General features: G+C 69.2%; 21 protein-coding genes. 9 read left to right on the top strand and 12 right to left on the bottom strand.

The window, feature by feature from the left end; translation table 11 throughout:
• The coding region (locus KBY97_RS07875; protein WP_255146166.1) for a hypothetical protein at positions 1-274 on the top strand (274 nt) is incomplete at its 5' end.
• A gap of 517 nt (positions 275-791) precedes the next feature.
• On the top strand, positions 792-1,481 hold the full coding sequence (locus tag KBY97_RS07870) for a hypothetical protein (protein ID WP_255146164.1): 690 nt from the start codon (positions 792-794) through the stop codon (positions 1,479-1,481).
• Between the two features lie 198 nt (positions 1,482-1,679).
• Here KBY97_RS07870 and KBY97_RS07865 read toward each other — a convergent pair whose 3' ends face one another.
• A complete protein-coding gene (locus KBY97_RS07865) occupies positions 1,680-2,054 on the bottom strand; it encodes a hypothetical protein (RefSeq protein WP_255146163.1) in 375 nt (124 codons plus the stop codon).
• A gap of 18 nt (positions 2,055-2,072) precedes the next feature.
• Positions 2,073-2,450 (bottom strand): MFS transporter, encoded by a 378-nt coding sequence (locus tag KBY97_RS14665; RefSeq protein ID WP_261356383.1) that lies wholly within the window; start codon positions 2,448-2,450, stop codon positions 2,073-2,075.
• Between the two features lie 353 nt (positions 2,451-2,803).
• Between KBY97_RS14665 and KBY97_RS07855 the strand changes: the two genes are divergently transcribed.
• Both KBY97_RS07855 and KBY97_RS07850 read left to right on the top strand, forming a co-directional pair.
• Positions 2,804-3,334 (top strand): nuclear transport factor 2 family protein, encoded by a 531-nt coding sequence (locus tag KBY97_RS07855; protein ID WP_255146162.1) that lies wholly within the window; start codon positions 2,804-2,806, stop codon positions 3,332-3,334.
• Between the two features lie 117 nt (positions 3,335-3,451).
• Positions 3,452-4,174: a CPBP family intramembrane glutamic endopeptidase gene (locus KBY97_RS07850; protein WP_255146160.1), complete on the top strand. Its 723-nt coding sequence runs from the start codon at positions 3,452-3,454 to the stop codon at positions 4,172-4,174.
• A gap of 141 nt (positions 4,175-4,315) precedes the next feature.
• On the opposite strand, the gene KBY97_RS07845 is transcribed toward KBY97_RS07850, so the two are convergent.
• Entirely contained in the window at positions 4,316-4,567 is a 252-nt protein-coding gene (locus KBY97_RS07845) for a hypothetical protein (RefSeq protein WP_255146158.1), read from the bottom strand.
• A gap of 147 nt (positions 4,568-4,714) precedes the next feature.
• Between KBY97_RS07845 and KBY97_RS14815 the strand changes: the two genes are divergently transcribed.
• Entirely contained in the window at positions 4,715-5,152 is a 438-nt protein-coding gene (locus KBY97_RS14815) for a BrnT family toxin (RefSeq protein ID WP_399217502.1), read from the top strand.
• A 522-nt stretch (positions 5,153-5,674) separates the two neighbouring features.
• Here the strand turns inward: KBY97_RS14815 and KBY97_RS07840 are convergent.
• Entirely contained in the window at positions 5,675-6,493 is an 819-nt protein-coding gene (locus tag KBY97_RS07840; protein WP_255146197.1) for a DMT family transporter, read from the bottom strand.
• Positions 6,494-6,655: 162 nt separating this feature from the next.
• Here KBY97_RS07840 and dnaG point away from each other — a divergent pair, with 162 nt between their 5' ends.
• On the top strand, positions 6,656-8,791 hold the full coding sequence (gene dnaG, locus KBY97_RS07835) for a DNA primase (protein ID WP_255146156.1): 2,136 nt from the start codon (positions 6,656-6,658) through the stop codon (positions 8,789-8,791).
• Between the two features lie 76 nt (positions 8,792-8,867).
• A complete protein-coding gene (locus tag KBY97_RS07830; protein ID WP_255146155.1) occupies positions 8,868-10,229 on the top strand; it encodes a Rieske 2Fe-2S domain-containing protein in 1,362 nt (453 codons plus the stop codon).
• 3 nt (positions 10,230-10,232) lie between these two features.
• On the opposite strand, the gene KBY97_RS07825 is transcribed toward KBY97_RS07830, so the two are convergent.
• Together KBY97_RS07825 and KBY97_RS07820 are read right to left on the bottom strand one after the other, a co-directional pair.
• On the bottom strand, positions 10,233-11,516 hold the full coding sequence (locus KBY97_RS07825; protein ID WP_255146154.1) for a Y-family DNA polymerase: 1,284 nt from the start codon (positions 11,514-11,516) through the stop codon (positions 10,233-10,235).
• A gap of 21 nt (positions 11,517-11,537) precedes the next feature.
• Positions 11,538-11,987, bottom strand: coding sequence for a LexA family transcriptional regulator (locus tag KBY97_RS07820; RefSeq protein ID WP_255146152.1), 450 nt, complete (start codon positions 11,985-11,987; stop codon positions 11,538-11,540).
• Positions 11,988-12,083: 96 nt separating this feature from the next.
• On the opposite strand from KBY97_RS07820, the gene KBY97_RS07815 reads away from it, so the two are divergent.
• Positions 12,084-13,052 carry a TraB/GumN family protein gene (locus KBY97_RS07815; protein ID WP_255146151.1) on the top strand — a complete coding sequence of 323 codons (969 nt, stop codon included), beginning with the start codon at positions 12,084-12,086 and terminating at the stop codon, positions 13,050-13,052.
• Here the strand turns inward: KBY97_RS07815 and KBY97_RS07810 are convergent.
• The 5 genes from KBY97_RS07810 to KBY97_RS07790 all read right to left on the bottom strand — a co-directional run bounded on the left by KBY97_RS07810 (position 13,049) and on the right by KBY97_RS07790 (position 18,079).
• Positions 13,049-13,552, bottom strand: coding sequence for a DOMON-like domain-containing protein (locus tag KBY97_RS07810; protein ID WP_255146149.1), 504 nt, complete (start codon positions 13,550-13,552; stop codon positions 13,049-13,051). The genes KBY97_RS07815 and KBY97_RS07810 overlap by 4 nt on opposite strands.
• A gap of 74 nt (positions 13,553-13,626) precedes the next feature.
• Positions 13,627-14,775, bottom strand: coding sequence for a phosphotransferase enzyme family protein (locus KBY97_RS07805; RefSeq protein ID WP_255146148.1), 1,149 nt, complete (start codon positions 14,773-14,775; stop codon positions 13,627-13,629).
• A gap of 64 nt (positions 14,776-14,839) precedes the next feature.
• On the bottom strand, positions 14,840-16,381 hold the full coding sequence (locus tag KBY97_RS07800; RefSeq protein ID WP_255146195.1) for an ABC transporter permease: 1,542 nt from the start codon (positions 16,379-16,381) through the stop codon (positions 14,840-14,842).
• On the bottom strand, positions 16,378-17,127 hold the full coding sequence (locus KBY97_RS07795; RefSeq protein WP_255146147.1) for a phosphonate ABC transporter ATP-binding protein: 750 nt from the start codon (positions 17,125-17,127) through the stop codon (positions 16,378-16,380). The genes KBY97_RS07800 and KBY97_RS07795 overlap by 4 nt, the downstream gene beginning before the upstream one ends.
• Before the next feature lie 10 nt (positions 17,128-17,137).
• Positions 17,138-18,079 carry a putative selenate ABC transporter substrate-binding protein gene (locus KBY97_RS07790; RefSeq protein WP_255146145.1) on the bottom strand — a complete coding sequence of 314 codons (942 nt, stop codon included), beginning with the start codon at positions 18,077-18,079 and terminating at the stop codon, positions 17,138-17,140.
• A 244-nt stretch (positions 18,080-18,323) separates the two neighbouring features.
• Between KBY97_RS07790 and mnmH the strand changes: the two genes are divergently transcribed.
• Positions 18,324-19,373 carry a tRNA 2-selenouridine(34) synthase MnmH gene (mnmH, locus tag KBY97_RS07785; protein ID WP_399217486.1) on the top strand — a complete coding sequence of 350 codons (1,050 nt, stop codon included), beginning with the start codon at positions 18,324-18,326 and terminating at the stop codon, positions 19,371-19,373.
• On the opposite strand, the gene selD is transcribed toward mnmH, so the two are convergent.
• On the bottom strand, positions 19,370-21,505 hold the full coding sequence (gene selD, locus KBY97_RS07780; RefSeq protein WP_255146143.1) for a selenide, water dikinase SelD: 2,136 nt from the start codon (positions 21,503-21,505) through the stop codon (positions 19,370-19,372). The genes mnmH and selD overlap by 4 nt on opposite strands.
• Positions 21,506-21,576 lie beyond the last annotated feature (71 nt).

The following is a 21,576-nucleotide window of genomic DNA, read 5'->3' as shown; positions in this document are numbered from 1 at the left end:
TGGTGTGCCCATCGGGGTCAGAATCGAACCAAAATGGCAGGGGAAATGGCTCGAAAGAGCAGAAAGCAGGCCGATTCTTACTGGATCTGCACCGAGACAGGCCACCGCAAACATTTGGGGGGCCCAGGTGTCGCTTGCAGCCTTGTTGCCCAGAGCTTCCTTAGCACCCCAATCTGCAGATGATCTGTTGGTCGATTTGGTGGGTTGTTGTGAAGATGGACCAGTATATCTGTCATCCAGTCCTGCTTACCTGTCTGACTTCGGTAAAAACTGATTATGGCAATGTTGCTGGATACAGGCCCTTGGGTTGCCTGCCCTGTTGAGTCGCATCGACACCCATCATCGATGGGCTGTTGAACAGTTTCGGTTTTTCAGCCTCCTTTGCTGAGCTGTGAGGCTGTCGTCGTTGCGGAGGCTTACTTCCTGCTTAAGCGCTCAGGTTTTGATCCTTCTCTGGCGTTGCAGTTCATTGAGCAAGGGGCCGTTCAATTGCCTTTGGCGCTCCAGGAGCAGATCAGCTCAGTGAGTTCACTCTTCAAGCGGTATGAGAATGTTCCTGCATCTCTAGCTGATGCTGCCTTGATTAGGCTGGCAGAGATGGAATCAGAAGCTGGCGGTAGAAGCACAGGCTCAGGGGAGAAGTCTCCATTCACTTACCAGGTAGGCTCTTGAGAAAAGTGTCATCGCAAAAGCATCGAGTAACCAGCCGCTCAAGGAGACAGGACGGCGCTATGCCATGGCTTGGGCCCTGCTGTGATTCTCTAGGATCATGCAGAATCGCTTTGGCATAGATGGGCTTGGCATTGCATTGGCTCATGCTGGCAATCTCATTCTATCTATTCTATGGCATCGGTCTAAGAAGTATCCTTGCATTGCACGCTTATCAGTCATCAATCCATCCGCTCCTTGCGCAAAGAAGGCCAAAGTTCTATGCCGTGGGCACATACGCAGCAGCAGCACAGAACACTGCACCGATTTCCCACACGGCCTGCCTGCGTTGGCGAGTAGTTGTGAAAGAAGCCAAGGGCAGGTTTAATCAAACCACATTGCTCAATCATCGATCGATTCAACCCTTCACAATTCATCTCCATCCGTTTTCTCAACCATTGCGGGTCGAAGAGCGTTCTCCTTCATGGTTGCAGGAGATTGAATCTTTGGCCGCATTTCAGCCTACAGCCCATCAGTATTGCCAGCATCTTTTCCGTTCATTGAATCCAGATGTGATTGCCTTTCTCGAGCAGCATCGGATAAGCCAATGGGGCCGACTTGGCTTGAGGCGTTCCTTGACAGTGACTGAATCACACTGGAAAGAGGGGGATCCTGTGTACCTTTTTGGCGAGATGAAGCACACAGGGCATCACTGGTGGATCGATGCAGATCTTGTGAGCGACATGCCTCGGGAGACACTGTTGAAAATTCCAGTCCTGATGACGGTGATCGGCGGCATTGTCTTCCTGTACACCCTGATTACTCTGTTTTAATGCCGATATCCACCAAGGCAATTCTTGGGTGGCTCGAATGGCAGCTGAAATAGTGCGGGCTTTGTTTGACTGGTTTTGCAGCCGCAAGCACGCGGAGCATCGATGGGCAAGATTCAGATTCAGCGCGTGGCCTGCTCTGGAGAGGAGAAGAACCGAGTTGTTGCCGCAGCTGGAGCTGTCCGCAGAAGGGATAGCGGTTTACAGCCTGTTGTTGCCTCGATGGATGAGAGGCGGGGGCGGCCTTCGCCCGCTCCAGCTGCCGGGTCGCCCAGCGCCCCAGCCGTCCGGAGCTGCTGAGCTGGCGGCGAAGTTGCTCGATCTCCGCACGACGCTGCTGGCGCAGGGAGGTGGGATCGTTGGCGTGGGTATCACCCGCAGGGGTGGATCAGGGGGGCGGATGGCCTGGAGCCGGTAGGAGTGGGCGCCATCGGAATCGACCCGCTCCACCAGCTCCAGGCCCCGGGCTTCCCCCAGGGTGCGCACGTCGTCGCCGAAGCGGCGCTGCGGCACCAGACTCCATGGCTCCAGCCGCCACTCCCGGCGCCCGAAGGCCAGGGCCAGGATCGCGGCCATCACGTTGGCCAGCACCAGTCAACCGCCCACGCCCTGGAACACGCGGAAGGCGATCAGGGTCTCCACCGTGGGTGCCAGGGCACACAGCACGGACGTCATCACGAGAACACCCATGCGGAGCACAACGATGTGGCGCCGCCCCCAGATGTCGGCCAGGCGACCCGCCGTCCGCAGGGTCACCATGACGGTGAGCCGGTAGGCCACGATCACCCACTTCAGAACCGACAGGCCAACGCCGAACTCCCGCGCCATCGCCGGCAGAGCGAGCGTGACGATAAACCCGTCCATGTACACAACGAAGTTGCAGCATTCCGCGGCTGACAGGGTCCACCAGCGATCTGGATAGGCCGCTGGACGCCCTTCAGGGCTCGGGGCAGTTGGGTAGGCCTGGACCATGAACAACAGGGGCCTGGTTGAGAGCAAGCAGCTGGCGAAGGCTACTGGCGGGCCTAATCCGATCAGGCCATGGTGGCGCCTGATTCTGTTCGGCCCAGCGCATGTGGAAGTGAAAAGCCGCTGCAGAGAAGGCAAGGGATGACTGCTCAGCTCGTTTTGGATTGCGGCACTCCATGGTCCCCATCTGCGCTTTTGGCTTCCGCTATGGGCCATACCCGTGCAGGCGCCGCCTATCCTCAACTCCGGCCCTTCCGATGGCCCATCCGCCGTGTCTCCGCTGGCGATCATCCGCACGGCTGAGGTATTGCTGGGGAACTTGGGTCCCAAACACACAACCCGAAAACGCAGCACCGATGGCCCACCCCAACCTGCAGGCCAAGCTGGACGCCATCTTCCAGGCGCACATGAGTGCCGAACTGGCGGGCGATCTCGACCAGACCTTGGCGACCATGGCACCCAATCCCCACCTGGTGAACGTGCCCACAATGGTGGGCGGCCAAGGTGCGGCAGGCGTCCGCGCGTTTTATGCCAACCGGCTGATTGGTCAGTTCTTTCCGCCGGACGTACGGTTCGAAACCGTATCGCGAACCTACAGCGAAGAACGGCTTGTTGATGAACTGATCATCTCCTTCACCCACAACCAAAAGATCGATTGGATGCTGCCCGGCGTGGAGCCCACCGGCAGGTTTGTGGACGTGGTGTTTGTGGTGATTGTGGGCATCGAAAACGACAAGGTTGCCTACGAACACATCCTGTGGGACCAGGCCAATGTGCTGGTGCAGATCGGCCTGCTCGATCCAACGGGTCTTCCCGTGACGGGCGCCGGCGCTGCCGCGAAGTTGAGAGATGCCCGCCTGCCTGATCCTTTTTTTCAGGAGAGCTGAGAGCAGGCCTGCTGGGATTCTTCCGATAGCCTGAACTCCCAGCGCAAGAGCTGTGCCATGGGTGAAGCGACCGGGTCTGCTTCCCAGGCTTCGCCTATTGGCAGGCTTGGGCAAACGATGCGCCGGCATCCGCTGGCCTCCTTTTTTCTGCTCACCTATGGGGTGACCTGGCTGTTGTGGAGTCCCGTGCTCCTGCTTCAGCTGCCGCCGTTCAATCCGGCCACCCACGCGCCGGCCCTCTACGTTCTGCCTGGCATTGCCATCGGCGTCACCGGGTCGGCCTTTCTGATGGCTGCCGTGACCCAGGGCAGGGCGGGGGTGGATCGCCTGTTGCAGCGCCTGGTGCTGTGGCGCGTGAATCTGCTCTGGTATGCCGTTGCCGTGCTGCTGATCCCCCTCACCCAGCTGCTGGTGGCGGTGGCACTCGGCCATCCGGAGGCCCTGGGAGCGCTCGCACCGAAGGCGCTCCTGCTCTATCCAGCGGCCTACGCAGCCCACTTTTTCTTTGGTCCTCTGTTTGAGGAATCCGGCTGGCGCGGTTTTGCCCTGCCCCGCCTGCAGCACCGCTACGGCCCCCTGGGGGGAACGCTCCTGCTGGGCATCCTCTGGAGCGCATGGCATTTCTTTCTCTATGTGCCGGTGTGGTTCCAAGCGGGGAACATCGGTGAGGGCCTGATGGGGTCCGGCCTGTTTGTGCTGACCACCACCGCGATGTCGTTCGTGTTCACCTGGCTGTTCAACAACAGCCAGGCCAGCCTGTTGCTGTCGATCCTGCTGCACGGTTCGGTGGATGGAACGGCCACCTACCTGCAGGTGCTGGCCGAGAAGGGCATCCTCTAGGCAGAGTCAGCCGCCAGCAGCATCGGCCCAGGCATGCTGATCGGCTGTGTGATCCTGGCGCTGGTGCTGCTGATCGCCACCCGCGCACGCCTGAGCTACAGGCGCTATCAACGAGAAGCCGAGCCCATCGATCTTCTCCCTTCAGCATGAGGGGCTGAGCCCCAGCTCCCGCTCCATGCCCATCACCGCCACGTCGGCCACCAGCCGGATGCGGTAGCGGCAGTGCTGGGTGGTGGAGCAGTGGAAGCTGCCATGCTCCCAAGACTTATTGCTGCCGGCGGCGATGTCCGCCGCAACGCGCTCGAAGTTGGGGCTGATGGCCATCACCATCACCGCCATACTGCTGCAGAGCACATTGCCGACGCTGAAGTCGCCATACTCCGCCGTGCTCACCCACAGCAGCTCGGGATCGAAGGTGGAGTGTTGCCCAGCGCATCCACGTTCATGATCACGAACGGCGTATTGATGTCGCCAGGCCTACCTGAAAGCTGCATGTTTGATCAAAGTTGGCGGGCGGGTTTTCCGTAGCTACGATAAGGTATACAGTTCGATATTGACCCCAGCAAAGATGCGACCACTCTGAGGAAACACGGCCTCTCCATGGCGGCCGCAGCCGAGCTCAGCTGGGATGCAGCACTCGCCTGGATTGATGATCGGGCTGAATATTTTAAAGCAAGGATAGTTGCCTTGGACCCAATTGGAGACATACTTTTCTTTCTAGCCCTTTTAGATCACGAGCCAGCAAGGAGAACGATTGGCCTACGCAGATCCAATCGCCGTGGTGTCAGTGTTTCCATCCGTGATTGCCTGAGGCTCCAGTGCGTCACCCACTCGCCATTGCCGCCGTTGGCCTCTTGGCGATCGAGAGGTAAAGGGTCACGTTTCTCGCTGGTGCCACGTTTACCCTGCTCAAGGGGCAGTTCAAGGGCCGCCAGACCGTCGACCAGAACCTGCGGGCCGGCGCCCGTCAGACCCTGAAGGTGGAATTCAGGGGCTCCAACCTGCAGAACAGCTTCAACGTGATGGCGGCCGGAACCGACAACCCCCTCTTCATCGGCAGCCGTTCAGGCAACAGCTTCAGTGGGTTCCTGCCCAGCGATGGCGACGTCAGGGTGAGGGTCTACTTGATGCGCCCGGCAGGTTAAGGGTGTATCTGATGCGCCCGCCAGCGCGCCGCAATCAAATCAGCACCTACAACTTGAAGGTGGGGATTGGCGGTGATCCCCTCGCCGCCGCACCCGCTTCCCGCGATGACCGGATCCCCGGCACTGCAAATCACGCTTCTGCGGAGGTGCCCTGTGTGCCAGTCAGCTGTGGCACGGTGGCGGTCACGACCCCGAGGGCCTGAAGCTTCAGGTCCTATTCCTGAAGGGCAAGGCCGTCGCTTCTGATCAGCCCGAAACGCTCTCGGTGCGGCGACGCGGCGATGTGTCGGTGCTGCTGCTGATCGGTTCGGCGCTGTTCGGCGTGACCCAGCAGCGGCCCAGGCTCAACCACGCCTCAGCGCCCCAGGCTCAAGAGGGTGGAACCGAGCACGAGGCCGGCGGCGGTGAGGATGTCGGGGTCGAGGGTTTCGCCGAACCACAGCAGCCCCCAGAGGGCGGCGAGCGGCACCTGTACGTAGCTGAGCGCCGTGGCGCGGGCCGCCGGCATGGCCATCAGGCCGCGGGTCAGGGCCAGCTGGCCCAGCTGGGTGAACACCCCCACCCCCAGCAGCCAGCCCCACTCGGCCGCGGTGGGCATCACCGGATGGAGCAGCACCAGCGGCAAGCTGAGCGGCAGCGCCAGCAGCGGGAAATAGAACACCACCACCAGGGGGTGTTCGCTGCGGCGCAGGGCGCGCACACTCACGTACGCCAACGCCGACAGCAGCGCGCCGGCCAGGGCGAACAGCAGCGGCAGGGTGGGCAGGGCCGCGCCGGCCGCCAGGGCGCCGGGATCGGTGAGCAGCAGCACCCCCAGCCAGCCGAGCGCCACCGCCAGCCAGATCCGCGCGCCGGGCCGTTCGCCCAGCAGGGGCCAGGCCAGCAGGGCCGTGAACGTGGGATGGAGGTATTGCAGCACCGTGGCCACCGCCAGGGGCAGGCCGGCGATGGCCAGAAACACGCAGTAGAGGCCGGCGGTGCCGAGCACGCCGCGGCTCACCAGCAACCCCTTGCGCTGCCCCCAGGGCGACACGCCCGCCCGCCGCAGCAGCCACCAGCTGATCAGCAGGCTCACCACCGAACGGGCCAGCACCACCTGCGCCACCGGCAACCGCCCGTCCAGCGCCTTGACGCACACCCCCATCAGGCTGAAGGCCAGGGCGCTGAGCAGCATGTCCATGCCGGATGCCAGCCGAGCAGGCTCGACGCCACAATCGCCGACGCTAGGCACCAGGCGGCCGGCGGGGATCGGCGGATGGTGGCAACGGCAGCTCCCCACCACTGGTGGCCTCGGGCAGAATGGGAGCGATTCAGCCCCTACCGGTAGCGCCTTTCCTTGAGTCCAACGGCACCCCAGGCCCGCCTTCACCCCCGCACGATCGAGGCCGTGAAGGAACGCGCCGACATCGTGGATGTGGTGGGCGAGCACGTGGTGCTCAAGAAGAAGGGCCGCGAGTTCGTGGGCCTCTGCCCCTTCCACGACGACAAATCGCCGTCGATGACGGTGTCCCCCGCCAAGCAGTTCTATTACTGCTTCTCCTGCGGGGCCGGCGGCAACGCGATCAAGTTCCTGATGGAGCTGCAGCGCACCAGCTTCAGCGATGTGGTGCTGGAGCTGGCGCGCAAATACCAGCTGCCGGTGGAAACGGTGGAGGGGCCCCAGCAGGAGCGGCTGCGCCAGCAGCTCTCGCGCCGCGAAGCGCTGCTGCGGGCGTTGGCGCTGGCCTCCGGCTGGTTCCGCAGCCAGCTGCGCAGCCCCGCCGGTGCCGCCGCCCTGGCCTACCTCAAGCAGCAGCGGGGCCTGAGCGAAACCACGCTGGAGGGCTTTGAACTCGGCTATGCGCCCGAGGCATGGGATGGGCTGCTGAAGCACCTGCAGCAGGTGGAGGGGCTGGCGCCCGAGCTGCTGGAGGCCGCCGGTCTGGTGGTGCCACGCAAAGGGGGCGACGGCTTCTACGACCGCTTCCGCCACCGGGTGATGGTGCCGATCCGCGACCGCCAGGGGCGGGTGATCGGCTTCGGCGGCCGCAGCCTCGATGGCGGCGAACCCAAATACCTCAACTCACCGGAAACGGAGGTGTTCGAGAAGGGCAAGCACCTGTTCGGCCTCGACCGCGCCACCAACGCGATCCGCAAGGACGACCAGGCGGTGGTGGTGGAGGGCTACTTCGACGTGATCGCCCTGCACGCCGCCGGCATCACCAATGCGGTGGCGTCCCTCGGCACGGCGCTCAGCAGCCAGCAGATCACCCAGCTGTGCCGCTGCTGCGACAGCCGCCGCCTCGTGCTCAACTTCGACACCGACGGCGCCGGCGTACGGGCGGCGCAGCGGGCGATCGGCGAGGTGGAGCAGCTGGCGCTGCAGGGGCAGGTGGAGCTGCGGGTGCTGCACCTGCCCGCCGGCAAGGACCCCGACGACTTCCTCAAGGAGCACGGCGCCGGCGAGTACCGCGCCCTGCTGGAGCAGGCGCCGCTCTGGCTCGACTGGCAGATCGAGCAGGCGCTGGAAGGCAAGGACCTGGCCCGCTCCGATCAGTTCCAGCAGGCGGTGTCGGCCCTGGTGGCCCTGCTGGGCAAACTGCCGCAGAGCGCCGTGCGCAGCCATTACCTGCAGCAGGTGGCCGAGCGCCTCTCCGGCGGCCAGGCGCGCCTGGCCCAGAAGCTGGAGGAAGACCTGCGCCTGCAGGTGAAGGGCGAGCGCTGGCACGGCCGCGCCAGCCGCTGGGAAAAACCCGGCGAGATCGGCCTGCGTGAGCGGGCGGAGGCGGAGTTGCTGCGCCTCTACCTGCATGCGCCCCCCTACCGCGGCGCGATCCGGCGCGAACTGCGGCTGCGGGAACTGGATGATTTCGCCCTGCAGCACCACCGGCTGCTGTGGGCGGCGATCAGCCAGCTGGAGGAAGACAACCTCGGTGCCGGCCGGCTGGAGGCGGTGAACCGGGGCAGCGATCCTGGCGAGGATCTGGGGGATCTGGATCTGCCCCGCCTGCTGGCCGACCAGCTGCTGATGGAGCAGAGCGACCTGCTCAACCGGCTCACCCCCCTGCTGGAGCCCAGCGAGCTGCAACGCATGGTGCTGGCCCAGCCCCTGCTGCAGCTGCGCGGCACCACGGCGGTGCTGGAGCGTCAACGCAGCCTGAAGCGCTGCCGCCACCTGCTCGATTCCTGGCGCGGCCAGAACCTGGAAACGCTGGAGCGCTGCATCGCCCGGCTGCTGGCCGAAGAAAACGGCAGCAGCAACGGAGCGCCAGCGGCCAGCAGCGCTGCGCCGGCCCCACCGCAATCCGCCAGCGGGGCCCCTGTGCCGGCCTTGCTCGACATGGAAAGCCGGATCGAGGCGCTGTTCCTTGAACTGAACCGCGATGCCCTGCAGTTCCAGGAGCTGTATTACAGCGAGCGCCTGCACATCGGCCATCTCGATCAGCAGCGCTGCGCCGGCTGGGAGGAAACGCTGCAGGCCCCGGCGGCCTGAGGCAGGCCGGTGAGCGTCCTGAGCGGTTGCCCGCTCGGTCCTGCCAGCATCGGCAGCACCCCGACCGCCCCCGGTGATGCCCCCCTTGACTGACTCCCCCTGGCGGCGCAGCTGGTACCCCGTCGCCTATCTCAAGGACCTGGACCCGGCACGGCCCACCCCCTTCACCCTGCTGGGCGACGACCTGGTGCTCTGGTACGACCGGCAGGCAGGTGCTGCTGGCGGCGGCGGCGCGGATGCCGGCCAGTGGCGCGCGTTTGCGGATGTGTGCCCGCACCGGCTCGTGCCGCTCTCCCAGGGCCGTCTGAATGCGGCGGGCGAGCTGGAATGTCCGTATCACGGCTGGACGTTCAACGGCGGCGGGCACTGCACCGCCATTCCCCAGGCCGACGGCGACACCGCCGCCGCCTCGCCCCGCAGCCACTGCCGCACCTATGCCACCGCCACCGGGCAGGGGATGTTGTTTGTGTTCGCCGGGGAGGTGGAGGCGGCTGACGCCGTGCCGCTGCCGCTGCTGCCGATGCTCGCGGCGGAACCGGAGCGCTGGAGCGTGCAGGACACCTTCCGCGACCTGCCCTACGACGCCCTCACCCTGCTGGAGAACGTGCTCGATGTGAGCCACGTGCCCTTCACCCATCACGCCACGGTGGGCAAACGCGAGACAGCCGGTCCGGTGAACCTGGAGCTCACCAGCAGCGGACCGGACGGCTTCACCGGCGTGTGGCCCGAGGGGCCGCGCCGGGGCACGCTCGGCACCCAGCACACCACCTTTCAGGCCCCCTGCCTGATGTGGCACGACCTCACCGCCAAGGGCTTCGCCCGCATCCTCACCGTGGTGTACGCCACGCCGATCCGGCCGGGGGAGTGCCGCCTGTTCGCCCGCTTCCCCTTCCGCTTCGAATCGGCCCTGCCGGCGCGGCTGCTGAAGCTGCGGCCCGAATGGCTGCAGCACCTGGCCAACCACGTGGTACTGGAAGACGACCAGGCCTTCCTGCACTGGCAGGAGCGGGTGCTGCAGCAGCGGGGCGGCAGCGACGAACTGGTGCGTTCCTGCTACCTGGCCACCCCGTCCGATCGCTACGTGCGCGCCCTGCACGACTGGATCACCGGCGGCGCCGGCCAGCCCTTCGGCGCGGCGCCGCTGCCCGAGCGGCTGGGGGAAACGCCGCTGCTGGAGCGCTACGAGAGCCACACCCGCCATTGCCGCAGCTGCTCCGGCGCCGACCGGCGGCTGGCCCAGCTGCAGCCGCTGGCGGCGGCCGTGCTGCTGCTGGCGCTCGGCGCGGCGGCCTGGTGGGGGGCCTCCGCGGCGGCGGCCGCTGCGCTGGTGGTGGCGGCGCTGGCGGCGGCGACCTGGTTCCAGGCGGGGCGCTGGCGGCAGCAGTTGCGGGTGGGGCGGCCGGTGCCGCCGCGCAACCGCCTGCGCACCAAGGCCTGAGGATCAGGCCTGCACCACCGGGATGTCGCTGAGGCGGGTGGTGGCGGCACGCGAGAGCTGCTGCCGCTTCATCGCCCAGGCCGGCCGCAGACCGCAGGCGGCCCACTGCACGGTGCCGCGGCCGTAGCGGCGGTTGAGGCCATCGATCGTGGCCATCAGCGCTTCGCGCCGCTGCTGCTGCTCCGGCGGCAGCGGCGTGAGCAGGTGGTGCTGCAACTGCTGCAGGGGCTGCAGGTTCTGCAGCAGCACACCGGCCTTCTGCAGGGGTTTGTGGGGGCGGAACAGGCGCTCGGCCAGGGGCAGGGCGGCGGCCAGCAGCACGGCCGTGTCGTTGCTGGCCAGCGGCAAGGTCGCGGTGGCGGCATTGGCGTAAAAGCTGGTGCCGTTGAAGGGGCTGCTGCGCACGAACACGGTGATGGTGTCGGTGCGTTGGCCCTGGCGACGCAGCTTCTCGGCGGCGCGGCTGAGGTAGGTGGCGATCGCCTCCCGCAGCTGGGGCAACTCCTGCACCGGTTCGCTGAAGCTGCGGCTCACGCAGGTTTCCCGCTTGGCGGGCGGCACCGCCACCAGCGGCAGGCAGCTGTGACCCCGCAACTCCTGCTGCAGCCGCAGCCCCACCACGCCCGCCTTGGCCCGCAGCTCACCGCTGGCCATGTCGCGCAGCTGCAGCGCATTGGCCACGCCGCGCAGCCGGCACCAGCGCGAGAGCTTGCGGCCGATGCCCCACACGTCTTCGATCGCGACGGCCGCCAGCCAGGGGTCGGGGTCGGCGACCGCCCCCAGATCGAACACACCGCCGTGGGCGCGGTTCTGCTTGGCCAGCTTGTTGGCCACCTTGGCAAGCAGCTTGGAGGGGCCGATGCCCACCGCCACCGGCAGCCCCAGATGCCGCCGCACCTGGGCCCGCACCGCCTGGCCCCAGGCGGTGAGATCAGCGCCGGTGCCGGCGGGGCGGCGCAGGCGGCCGAACGCTTCGTCGATTGAATAGACCTCCAGCTCCTCCACCCAGGGCTCGAGCGTGAGCATCAGGCGGTGGCTCATGTCGGCGTAGAGGGCGTAGTTGGAGCTGCGCACCACCACCTCGAGCCGCTCCAGCTCGCGGCGCACCTGGAAATAGGGGGTGCCCATGGCGATGCCGAGGGCGCGGGCCTCGGCGCTGCGGGCCACGATGCAGCCGTCGTTGTTGGAGAGCACCACCAGCGGCCGGCCGATCAACGAGGGATCGAGCGCCGCCTCACAGGAGGCGTAGAAGTTGTTGCCGTCGATCAGCGCGGTGGCCCAGGCCATGGAGGTTGGGGTGGAGGGGGCTCAGAGCGGGTGGATCACGTGGATGGCCACGCCCCAGAGGAGCGTGTCGTCGCCCTCGCCCAGGGCCAGTGGCGGGTAGGCGGGATGGGCCGCCTCCAGCCGCAGGCGACCGCGGTGCAGCACCAGGCGCTTGAGCGTGAAAGCCCCCTCCAGCACGGCCACCACGATGCGGCCGGGGCGCGGCTCGACGCTGCGATCGACGATCAGGAGGTCGCCGTGGTGGATGCCGGCCTCCAGCATCGAATCACCGCTCACGCGCAGGAAGAAGGTGCTGCTGGGGCGGGCGATCAGCTGCTCGTTGAGGTCGATGCCGGTTTCGATGTAGTCGTCGGCGGGGCTGGGGAAACCGGCAGCCACGCTCTCGCCGGCCAGGGGCAGCAGCAGGCCGGTGCGGCACTGGCGCAGGGGCTGGGGAAACGGCTGGGGCTCGGGCGGTGACTGGGCGGGCATGGGCCCCGGGGCAGGCCCTGCAGATTAGTACAGATGTACCAGAATCAACAGCGCGGGCAGCGCGGAAATAGCCTGCGGCAACGCTGCCAGCGGGCCATGCATGCGGCAACAACCCGCCCGTGGGGCCGCAGCCTGAGGCGCGGGGCGCTCGCTGCCGTGATGGTGCTCAGCTGCACCGGCGCCTGGGCCGCGGAGCTGGCCGGGCCGGGGGTGATCTGGCGGCTGCGCCAGGGGGCGGGCTGGGTGTACGTGGCCGGATCGATGCACGGCCTTCCCGCCACGCGCAGCACCCTGCCGGCCACCTACACGCGCGCTTACGCCGCCGCCGCGCGGCTGGTAATGGAAATCGATCTGAAGAGCACAGGTCCGGCAGAGCTGGCTGAGGAACTGCTACGCCGCGGCCTGCAGGACGGCGGCGGCACGCTCAGCGCCGACCTGGGACCGCAGCGCTGGCAGCAGCTGCAACCGCTGCTGAAGGGCGCCGGCCTGACGCCGGAACTGGCCGAGCCACTGAAACCATGGGCGGTGGCGCTGATGCTGGCCTCAGGCCAGCTGCTGCGCAGCGGCTATGGCGGCGAGAACGGCGTGGAGGCCCAGCTGCAGGCACGGGCAGAGGCCGATCGCAAACCGGTGACGGGGCTGGAAACGGCCAGCTTTCAGCTGGGGCTGCTGGCGGGCCTGCCGCTCCGCGACCAGCTGGCGCTGCTCAATCAGGCGATCGCAGAACAGGAGCCGCTGCAACGCCGCCTGATCGAGCTGGAAACTGCCTGGCGTCTCGGGGATCTGGCCACGCTGGAGCGGCTGGCGCTGGCGAACGACGGCTCAACCCCGGGCGGGCGGGCGGTGCTGCTCGACCGCCGCAACAGCCACTGGCTGCCGTCGATCGAGGCCCTCCTGCAGCAGCCGGACAACACCCTGGTGGTGGTGGGGGCCGCCCACCTGCTGGGCGAAGGGGGGCTGGTCGCCCTGCTGCGCCGCCGGGGGTTGGTGGTGGAACGGGTGCTGGATGGGGATGGGGGGAGGCTGCCGCCGGCAGGGGCCGGACCCGCCGGCGCCGCCCCCTAAAGACGCAGCTGAAAGCCGTCGCGGCGGTGGAAATCGGGGGCCCTGCCGGGGTGGGCCAGGGCCCAGTAGGAGAGGGCGCCGCCGGCCTGCTCCACCACAGCGGTGACCGCCAGCTCCAGCGGGCCGCCGCCGGGCAGGAGGGCCGTGAGGGCGCAGGTGAGCTCGAGCTGCAGAACGCCGGGCGTGCGCGTGACCCGGAAGGGCAACGCCTGCAGCGCCGTTTCCGGCGCCATCCCCTGGCGGTAGCCACTGAAGCGGTAGACATTCCAGTGGCCGGCGGGGGAGAGGTTCACCTCCCAGTAGGCGTCAGCGCCTGGGCTGGCCAGGAAGAACTCCAGGCAGGTGGTCTGCCAGAGGCCATCGCGGCGCTGGGGCAACGGCGCCGGCGCCGGCAGGCACACGCCCTCCAGCGCGCCCGCCAGCCGCCAGCCGATCTGCAGGTCCGCGCCCCGCCGCAGCACCTGGCCGGTGAGGGAGAGGGCCGCCGGCGACGCTGCCATGAAGGGATGAAGCGTGAAGGCGTGGGAGTCCAGCGGTGGCAGTGGCGATAGAGGTGGCCGTGGGGCGGGCGGGGTCATGCCATCACCGCCGCGACGATCGCGCGGATCTCGGCTTCCTGCGCCTCGATGCTGGCGGCGAGGGCGAACTGCACCAGGGCCCGCTGCAGGTTCTGCCCGGGCTGGCGGATCTTGAAGTACACGTCGCCGGCGAGATGGTCGGTGAGGAAGCGCACCCCCAGCTCGAAGGCCAGCAGGCGGATCGCGTCGTAGAGGAAGGCCACGTCGTCGGTGGTGAGCATGGGGCGGGCCGCCGCCGCGTACCCCTCCAACAGCGCCGCGCAGAAGCCGGTGTCGAAACGCACCGCGCGCCAGTCGGCGGCTTCCTCCCCGGCGGGGTTGCAGGCCGAGCGCAGGCAGTCGCCAATGTCGTAGTGGATCAGGCCCGGCTTCACGGTGTCGAGATCCACCAGGCTGATCGCGGCGCCGCTGGCCGCATCGATCAGCACGTTGTTCACCTTCGGGTCGCCATGGATGGGGCGCAGCTGCAGCCGGCCGCTCCCCTTGGCGTCCTCCAGCACCGACGCCCACCGTTGCCGCTCCGCCACGAAGGCGATGCAGTGGCGCAGCTCGGGGGAGGCGGGCGGCGGTGACGCGTCGCAGACCCGCTGGTACGCCGCCAGGTAGGTGGGGGTGATGTGGAACCCCTCCAGCGTGTCCACCAGCTGGTCCACCGGCAGATCGCTCACCAGCCGGTGGAAGCGGCCCAGGCCATAGCCCACCTCCCGGGCCTGCCCGGTGTCACTGAGCTGGTCGAGGCTGCGGGCGCCGCCGATGAAGGTGGTCATGCGCCAGAAGCTGCCGTCGCGCTCCAGCCAGGGATCAGCGCCCCCCTGCAGCGGCACCACGCGCGGCACCTCCCAGCGGCGGCCCATGCCAGCCGCCGGCGCCTGCAGCTGGCGCTCGGCATGGGCGCTGAAGGCCAGCAGGTTGCGCATCACATCCCGGGGCTGGCGGAACACGCGGGTGTTGAGGCGCTGCAGCACATGGGAGCCGCCGGGAGCCCCCACCAGCTGCACCAGGTAGGTGTCGTTGACGTTGCCGCCGCCGAGCGGGGCGATCGTCTGCACTGGAGCGCCGAGCGCGAACTGCTCGGCCACCGCCACCAGATCGGGCGCGGCAGGCGGCGGTATCACTGCGGGGGCACACCCCGGCTCATCGGTCATGGCCTGCGCGGCAGCCTGCGCTGCGGGTGGTGCCACCCACCCTGCCGCGCCGCCCACCCCCGGATCAACCGCTGGCCAGCAGCCTCGCCCGCCAGCGGTCGCTGAGGTCTTCCCCCACCAGCGTGAGCAGGGCATAGACCACCACCAGCGCCAGCAGCTGGTCCCAGGCGAACGCACTGAGGCTCTCCAGCAACTGGCTGCCGAGGCCCGTGGCGCCCACCAGGCTCACGACCACCGATTCCCGCAGCATCACGTCGCTGCGGTAGGCGGCATAGGCGAGGTAAGGGCGGGCCACAACACTGAGGCGGCCGTAGAGCAAAGCCAGGCGCGGCCCGCTGCCGGCACAGGCCAGCGCCTGCTCCGTGGCCGGGCTGGCATCGGCGGCGCTCTCCAGCAGCAGGCGGCCGAGCACACCGAGATTGTGAAAGCCGAGCGCCAACGCACCGGTGACGACACCGGGCTGCAGCACCAGCAGCAGCAGCAGGGCCGTGAGTGGCGGCGGCCAGAGGCGGCCCAGCGCCCAGACCAGACGCAGCGGCGCCCGCAGCCAGCGGGACGGGGCCGCCAGCAGCAGCAGCAGCGGCGCCAGACCCACCGCCAGGCAGGCCGCCAGCAGCGTCAGCGCCAAGGTGCCGCCCACCAGCGCCGGCCAGGGCATGGCCAGCACGCTGGGCCAGTCGTTCTGCAGCGGCGGCAGCGGCTGCCAGGTGAACAGGGCCTGGGGCTGCACGCCAAGGGCCTGGCCCAGCAGCAGGGAAAGCGGCAGCAAGGCCAGCAGCACCAGCACCATCTCCCGCGCCCGCAGCCCCACCGACGGCTGCTGCAGGCCGAAGCGCACGGGCATCAGCCAGCGGCGGCGCAGGCCGCCCAGGCCGGCCTCCAGGCTCAACATCACGGCGAGCAGCAGCCAGAGGCCGGTCCAGAGCTCGTGGAAAGCCAGCGACTGCATGGTGAGCTTCAGCTCCGTGCCGAGCCCGCCGAGGCCGAACACCCCCAGCAGGGTGGCGCTGCGCAGGGCGCACTCCAGCCGGTAGCCGCCATAGCTCAGCACCCCTGGCAGCAGGGCGGGGCCGAGCGCCGTGAGCAACGCGGCCGGCGCCGGCGCCCCCCCGGCCCGCAGGGCCTCCACGTTGGTGGTGGGCAGCGCGTCAAGCAGATCACTGATCACCCGCGCCACCAGGGCCGCGTAGGGGATCACGATCGCCAGCACAGCCACGGCCGGCTGCAGCCCCATCAGCTGCAGCAGCAGCAGCCCCCAGATCAGTTCATGGATGGAGCGGGGAACGGCCAGCAGGCGGCGGATGCCGGTGGCGGGCAGGGCACTGCCGGTGAGGCTGGTCCACACGGTGCGGGAGCTGGCCACACCCAGCAGCAGGCCGAGCACCAGGCTCACCGCCCAGCCCAGCAGCGCCATCGCCACGGTCACCAGCAGCCCAGCGGCCACCGAGCGCAGTACCACGGGCTCCAGCGACGGCGTGAGCGCCGCAGAGGCGAACTGGCCGATCAGCTCCCAGCCGCCGCCATGGCTGAGGCCCGGCAGCAGCAGCGCCAGCGGCAGCAGCACCAGGGCCGGCAGCAGCACCAGCAACGGCGGCGCAGCCCTCAGCTGCACGGCGGATTGCCTTCGTAGAGGTCGGTCAACAGCGCCCGGTGCACCGCCGCGATCGGGCCGTCGAACACCAGCCGGCCCTGCCGCAGGCCGATCGCCCGATCGAAGCCCTCCAGCAGATCGGGGCGGTGCAGGCTGAGCAGCAGGGCGCGCGGCGGCGCCGCCTGCCGCAGCAGCAGGGCCAGCAGCTCCGCCGCCAGGCGCGGATCAAGGCTGGCCAGGGGTTCATCGGCCAGCAGCAGCACCGGGTCCTGGCGCAGCAGCCGCGCCATCGCCACCCGCTGGCGCTGGCCGCCGGAAAGGGCCGACACCGGCCGCTCCAGCAGGTGCGGCTCCAGATCCATCGTCGCCATGGCCTGGCGGCAGGCGTCGGTTTCAAGCGGCAGCAGCAGGTTGAGCAGGGCCTTCGGCCAGCCCCAGACCGCCAGCCGCGCGGCATTGAGGTTCTGCTGCACGCTGAGCTCTTCCACCAGGCGCAGGTCCTGCCAGAGGGTGCCGATGCGGGCCTGCTGCAGGCGACGGCCCCGCCGTGAGCGGGCCGGCGGGCTGCCCTCCCACAGCACCTCGCCCTGCTGCGCTGGCAGCAGCCCATTGGCCACCGCCAGCAGGGTGCTCTTGCCGGCGCCGCTGGCCCCGAGCAAGGCCACCCGCTCGCCCTGGCGGATGGTGAGGTCAATGCCCTCCAGCCGCGGTCGCGGTTGGCCCGGCACCGTGATGCCGCGCAGTTCAAGCACCGGGTTCATCGGTGCGTCCTCAGCGGATCTTGCCGATCTGACGGCCCACCTGCTCGATGCTGCTGTAAGCCGCCGCATTGGCGGGGATGAACCGCTGGGCGCCGAACAAGGCCAGAACCTCCTTCTGACGGGGATTGGTGGGGCGCCAGCTGAGGATCGCCGTCTTCATCCGGGCAGTGAAGCCCTTGCCGAAGCGCTTGTCGAGATCGGGCTGGGCGAGCCAGTGGTAGTTGGGGTAGCCGGGGGTTTTCCAGATCTGGATCACCTTGGCGCGATTCGCCTTGCCCTCACTGAGGCTGCTGCGCCAGACCTCTTCGCTGACGGCGCCGGCCTGGTAAGCGCCGCTCTGCACCAGGGCGATGGCGGTGTCGTGGCTGCCGGTGAAGCCGGGGGCGCCACCGGCGAAGTCGCTGAGCTTGACCCCGGCCTGATTGAGGTAGTACTGGGGCATCAGGCGGCCGGAGGTGGAGCTCTCCGAGGCAAAGGTGAAACGCTTGCCCTTCAGCTCGCTCAGCCCCTTCACGTTGCTGATCGGCCTGAGACCGCTGCTGGTGTTGGCGATGAAGACGCTCTGGAACGACGCGTCGATGTCGCGCTGGGCGATCACCTGGGCACCGGGCTTCTGCAGGCGCGCCTGCACGCCGGTGAGACTGCCGAACCAGACCAGATCCAGGCCGCCGGTGCGGAACGCGGTGACGGCGGCGGCGTAGTTCACCACCGGCACGTAGGTGACCTTCACGCCCAGCTGACGGCTGAGTTCATTGGCAACCAGCGGGTAGAGCCGGTTGAGCAGTTCGGGCTTTTGGTCGGGGATCGCACCGATGCGCAGCACCTTGGTGTTCTGCTGCGCCTTCGCCTCGCTCAGCAACGACGGCAGAGGGCCGCCGGCGGGGGCCAGGGCCGGCAGCAGCGCCAGGGAGAGACCCACCAGCGCAGCGGTGGCACGGATGCGGAACGTCATCGATGGGAAGGGATCGGAGGGAAGGATCGGGGCGGGAGACGGAGGCCCAGGCGGGAGACGGAGGCCCAGGCCGGCGCCTCGGCACGCGGTCGGCTGGACAGGCAAGTGCGCTGGGAAACGCACAAGCAGCTCGCAGCACAGCGGAGCGAGGAGGCACGAGGAGGTGACCGGGGAGCAACACGTCGCCCTGCCCAGGGTGCCGTGCAAGCAAGGAGCGCCGCAGCAGGGCGGCCCTGGGGCCACTATGGCGCTCACGACGTCGTGCCTCGGGTTGGCGATGGTGGTGCCCCAGACGATCGAGTGCTTCCTGCAGGAGACGGGGCCGCTGCTGGATGTGCGCACCCCGGCGGAATTCGCCCAGGGCCACATCCCCGGCGCCGTCAACCTGCCGCTGTTCAGCGATGCCGAACGGGCGGAGGTGGGCACGCTCTACAAGCAGCAGGGGCGCCAGGCGGCCGTGCTGCACGGCCTGGCGGTGGTGGGCCCCCGCCTGAACGCCCTGGCGGCGGATCTGGCCGCCTGCGGCGCCAGCGCTGGGGGGGCGCCGCTGCGGCTCACCTGCTGGCGGGGGGGCATGCGCTCCGGCAGCGTGGCCCTGCTGGCCGACAGCCTGGAGCTGCCGGTGCGCGTGCTGCATGGCGGCTACAAGAGTTACCGGCGCTGGGCGCTGGAGCTGTTCGAGCGGCCCTGGCCGCTGCGCCTGCTGGGGGGCCGCACCGGCTGCGGCAAAACCGAACTGCTGCTGGCCCTGCAGCAACGCGGGGTCGCCGTGGTGGACCTCGAAGGCCTCGCCAACCACCGCGGCAGCAGCTTCGGCGGGCTGGGGCGGCCGCAGCAGCCCAGCACGGAGCACTACGAAAACCTGCTGGCCAGCGCCTTGCGGGCGCTGGAGGGGGCGGCGGCGATCTGGCTTGAGGCGGAGAGCGCCATGGTGGGCCGCTGCCGCATCCCGGCCGGCCTCTGGCGTCAGATGAAGACAGCACCGGTGCTGGAGGTGCAGCGGCCGCTGGAGCAGCGGCTGGCCCACCTGGTGGCGATCTACGGCCAGCAGGACCCCGACGCGGTGGCGGAAGCCACCCGTCGCATCGCCAAGCGGCTGGGCCCCCAACGCACGGCCAGTGCCCTGGAAGCGATCGCCAACGGGGAGGCGGCCGAAGCCTGCCGGCAGATGCTCGATTACTACGACCGCTGCTACGACCACGACCTCAGCGGTCGTTGCGTCGCCACCGTGGAGCTGGGGGAGCAGAGCCCGGAGCAGGCCGCTGCCCAACTGCTGGCCGGCGGCCTGGCCTAAGCCAGCACCCGGCCGATCAGGGCGGCGCCGCTGAAGCCCGCTGCCCGCAGATCCTGCAGGGCGGCAGCAGCGTTGGCAGCTGGCAGCGCCGCCAGCAGCGGGCCGCAGGTCTGGGGATCGATCAGCAGGGCCCGGTGGGCCGCCTCAGGGCCGTGCGGGCGGGGCCCGGCCAGTTGCACCGCACCCTCCAGCAGGGCCAGGGCGGCGGCGTTGGCGGGGGCCAGGCTGCTGGCCACACCGGCGGCCAGCAGCTCCAGGGCACCGGGCAGCGCCGGCACGGCGGCCCAGTTGAGGGCGACGCGCACCGCGGAGCAGGCGGCGATCATCTCGCCGAGGTGGCCGAGCAGCCCGAAGCCGGTCACGTCAGTGCAGGCCCGGCAGCCGTGACGCGCCAGCAGCGGCAGCAGCGGTGCCTGGCTCTGCTGCAGCACCGCCAGCGCCTGCTCGATCCAGGCGGGATCGGCGGCCGCCGCCATCGCCGCCGCAAACAGCACGCCACTGCCGAGCGGGCGGCTGAGCAGCAGCACATCGCCCGGCTGGAGCGGGCCCTTGCGCCAGAACTGCGGAGGCGCCACCCGGCCGTTGACCGTGAGCGCCAGGCTCAGGCCAGCGCCATCGCGGGCCTCCAGGGTGTGCCCGCCCAGCAGCACGGCGCCCTCCGGTTCCAGCACGGAACAGACCCCCGCCAGGGTCTGCAGCAGCAGCTCCTCCTGCACGGCGGTGGCTGCCGCCGGCAGGGTCACCAGCGCCTGGGCGCTCTCCACCGGCGCCCCGCAGGCCCAGAGGTCGCTGCAGGCATGCAGGGTGGTGAGGCGGGCGTTGAGCCAGGGGTCGTCCACCAGGGCCGGGAAGCCATCGACGCTCTGCAGCAACAAGAAGCCGTCATCAAGCCGGGCCACCACGGCGGCGTCCTCAGCGGGGGCGCGCGTGAAGGGAGCAGTGGAATCGCGCCTGCCGGTGGCCTGAGCGGCGAGCCTTCCCAGGGCTGCCTGCAGCGGGGCGGCGGGCAGCTTGGCGGCGCAGCCGCGGCAGGGCATGGGCTCCGGCGCTCCGGCGGCGCCCATCGGCTGCAGGGCCGTGAAGCGGTCCATGAAGGCCTGGTCGATGGCGTGCTTCCAGCGCCACAGCCAGCGATACGGGCCGATCGCCAGCGACCCGAACAGGGCGAGCGCCCGCGGGCCGCCCGGATGCCAGCCGCCGTCGCCGAGCAGTTGCAGGGCGTAGGGCTGGGGCCGCCAGGGCCGCAGGGGGCGGCCGGGGGCGTCGATGCTGCGTTTCAAGTTGGCGGCCAGCACCGGCGCGGCGCGCACCGCCCAGACCCCCGACGGGGGGCGGGGCTGGCCCTCGATCAAACCGCAGTCGCCGCAGGCGAACACCCCGGGCTGGCCCACCACCTCCAGGCTGGAGGTGGTGCGGACACGGCCACTGCCGGGATCGACCGGCAGGCCGGTAGCGGCCAGCCAGGCGGGCGCCAGGCTGCCGGTGCAGGCCAGATCCGCCGAAGCCCATTCCGGCGCCTGGCGCTCCAGTGGAATCCCCGCCGCCGCCAGCAGGCGCTCGCCGGCACGATTGGCGGCCGGCGAACCCAACTGCAGCCCCCGGCCCCGCAGCAACAGGCGGGGCCGCCAGCCACGGCCGCGGAAGGCCAGCGCCAGCTCCACCGCCGCCGCGCCCCCGCCGCGCAGCACAGGGCCCTCCTCTGCCGCGTAGCTGTCGGCCCAGGCGAGGAAGGGTTCGAGCGGCTTCACCGCCATGGCACCAGGGCTCGGCGCGGTGACGGCACCCACATCCAGGCTGAGCCGCGCAAAACGCAGCGGCGGCCGGCCGGCCAGCAGCAGGGCCCGCCCGGCCAGATCAAGCCCGGTGATCTCCGCCTGCACAAACGTCACGCCGGCCAGCCGGCAGAGGCGGCGCAGATCGATGGCGGCCGCAGCGGCGGGCGCCAGACCCGCCACCACCGCGGGCACCAGGCCGGAATACAGCGCCGTGCTGCCCCGGCTCACCAGCGTGATCAAGGCGCCGACCGGTCGCTGGGTGGGCTGCATCAGCCAGCGGTGCAGCAGCAGGGCATGGCTGTGGCCCCCTCCCGCCAGCACCAGGTGCAGCCGGGGCGGAACAGGAAGCCCAGGCACGGGCGTCGTCCGGCGCAGATGCGGCCATTGTGGCCACGCCACCGCCGCACCAACCGCCACGCCAACCGGCG

The organism is Synechococcus sp. ATX 2A4 (assembly GCF_024346375.1).
Lineage (GTDB): Bacteria > Cyanobacteriota > Cyanobacteriia > PCC-6307 > Cyanobiaceae > MW101C3.
Note: the sequence above shows the minus strand (reverse complement) of the source record. Positions and strands in the feature narration are given on the sequence as shown.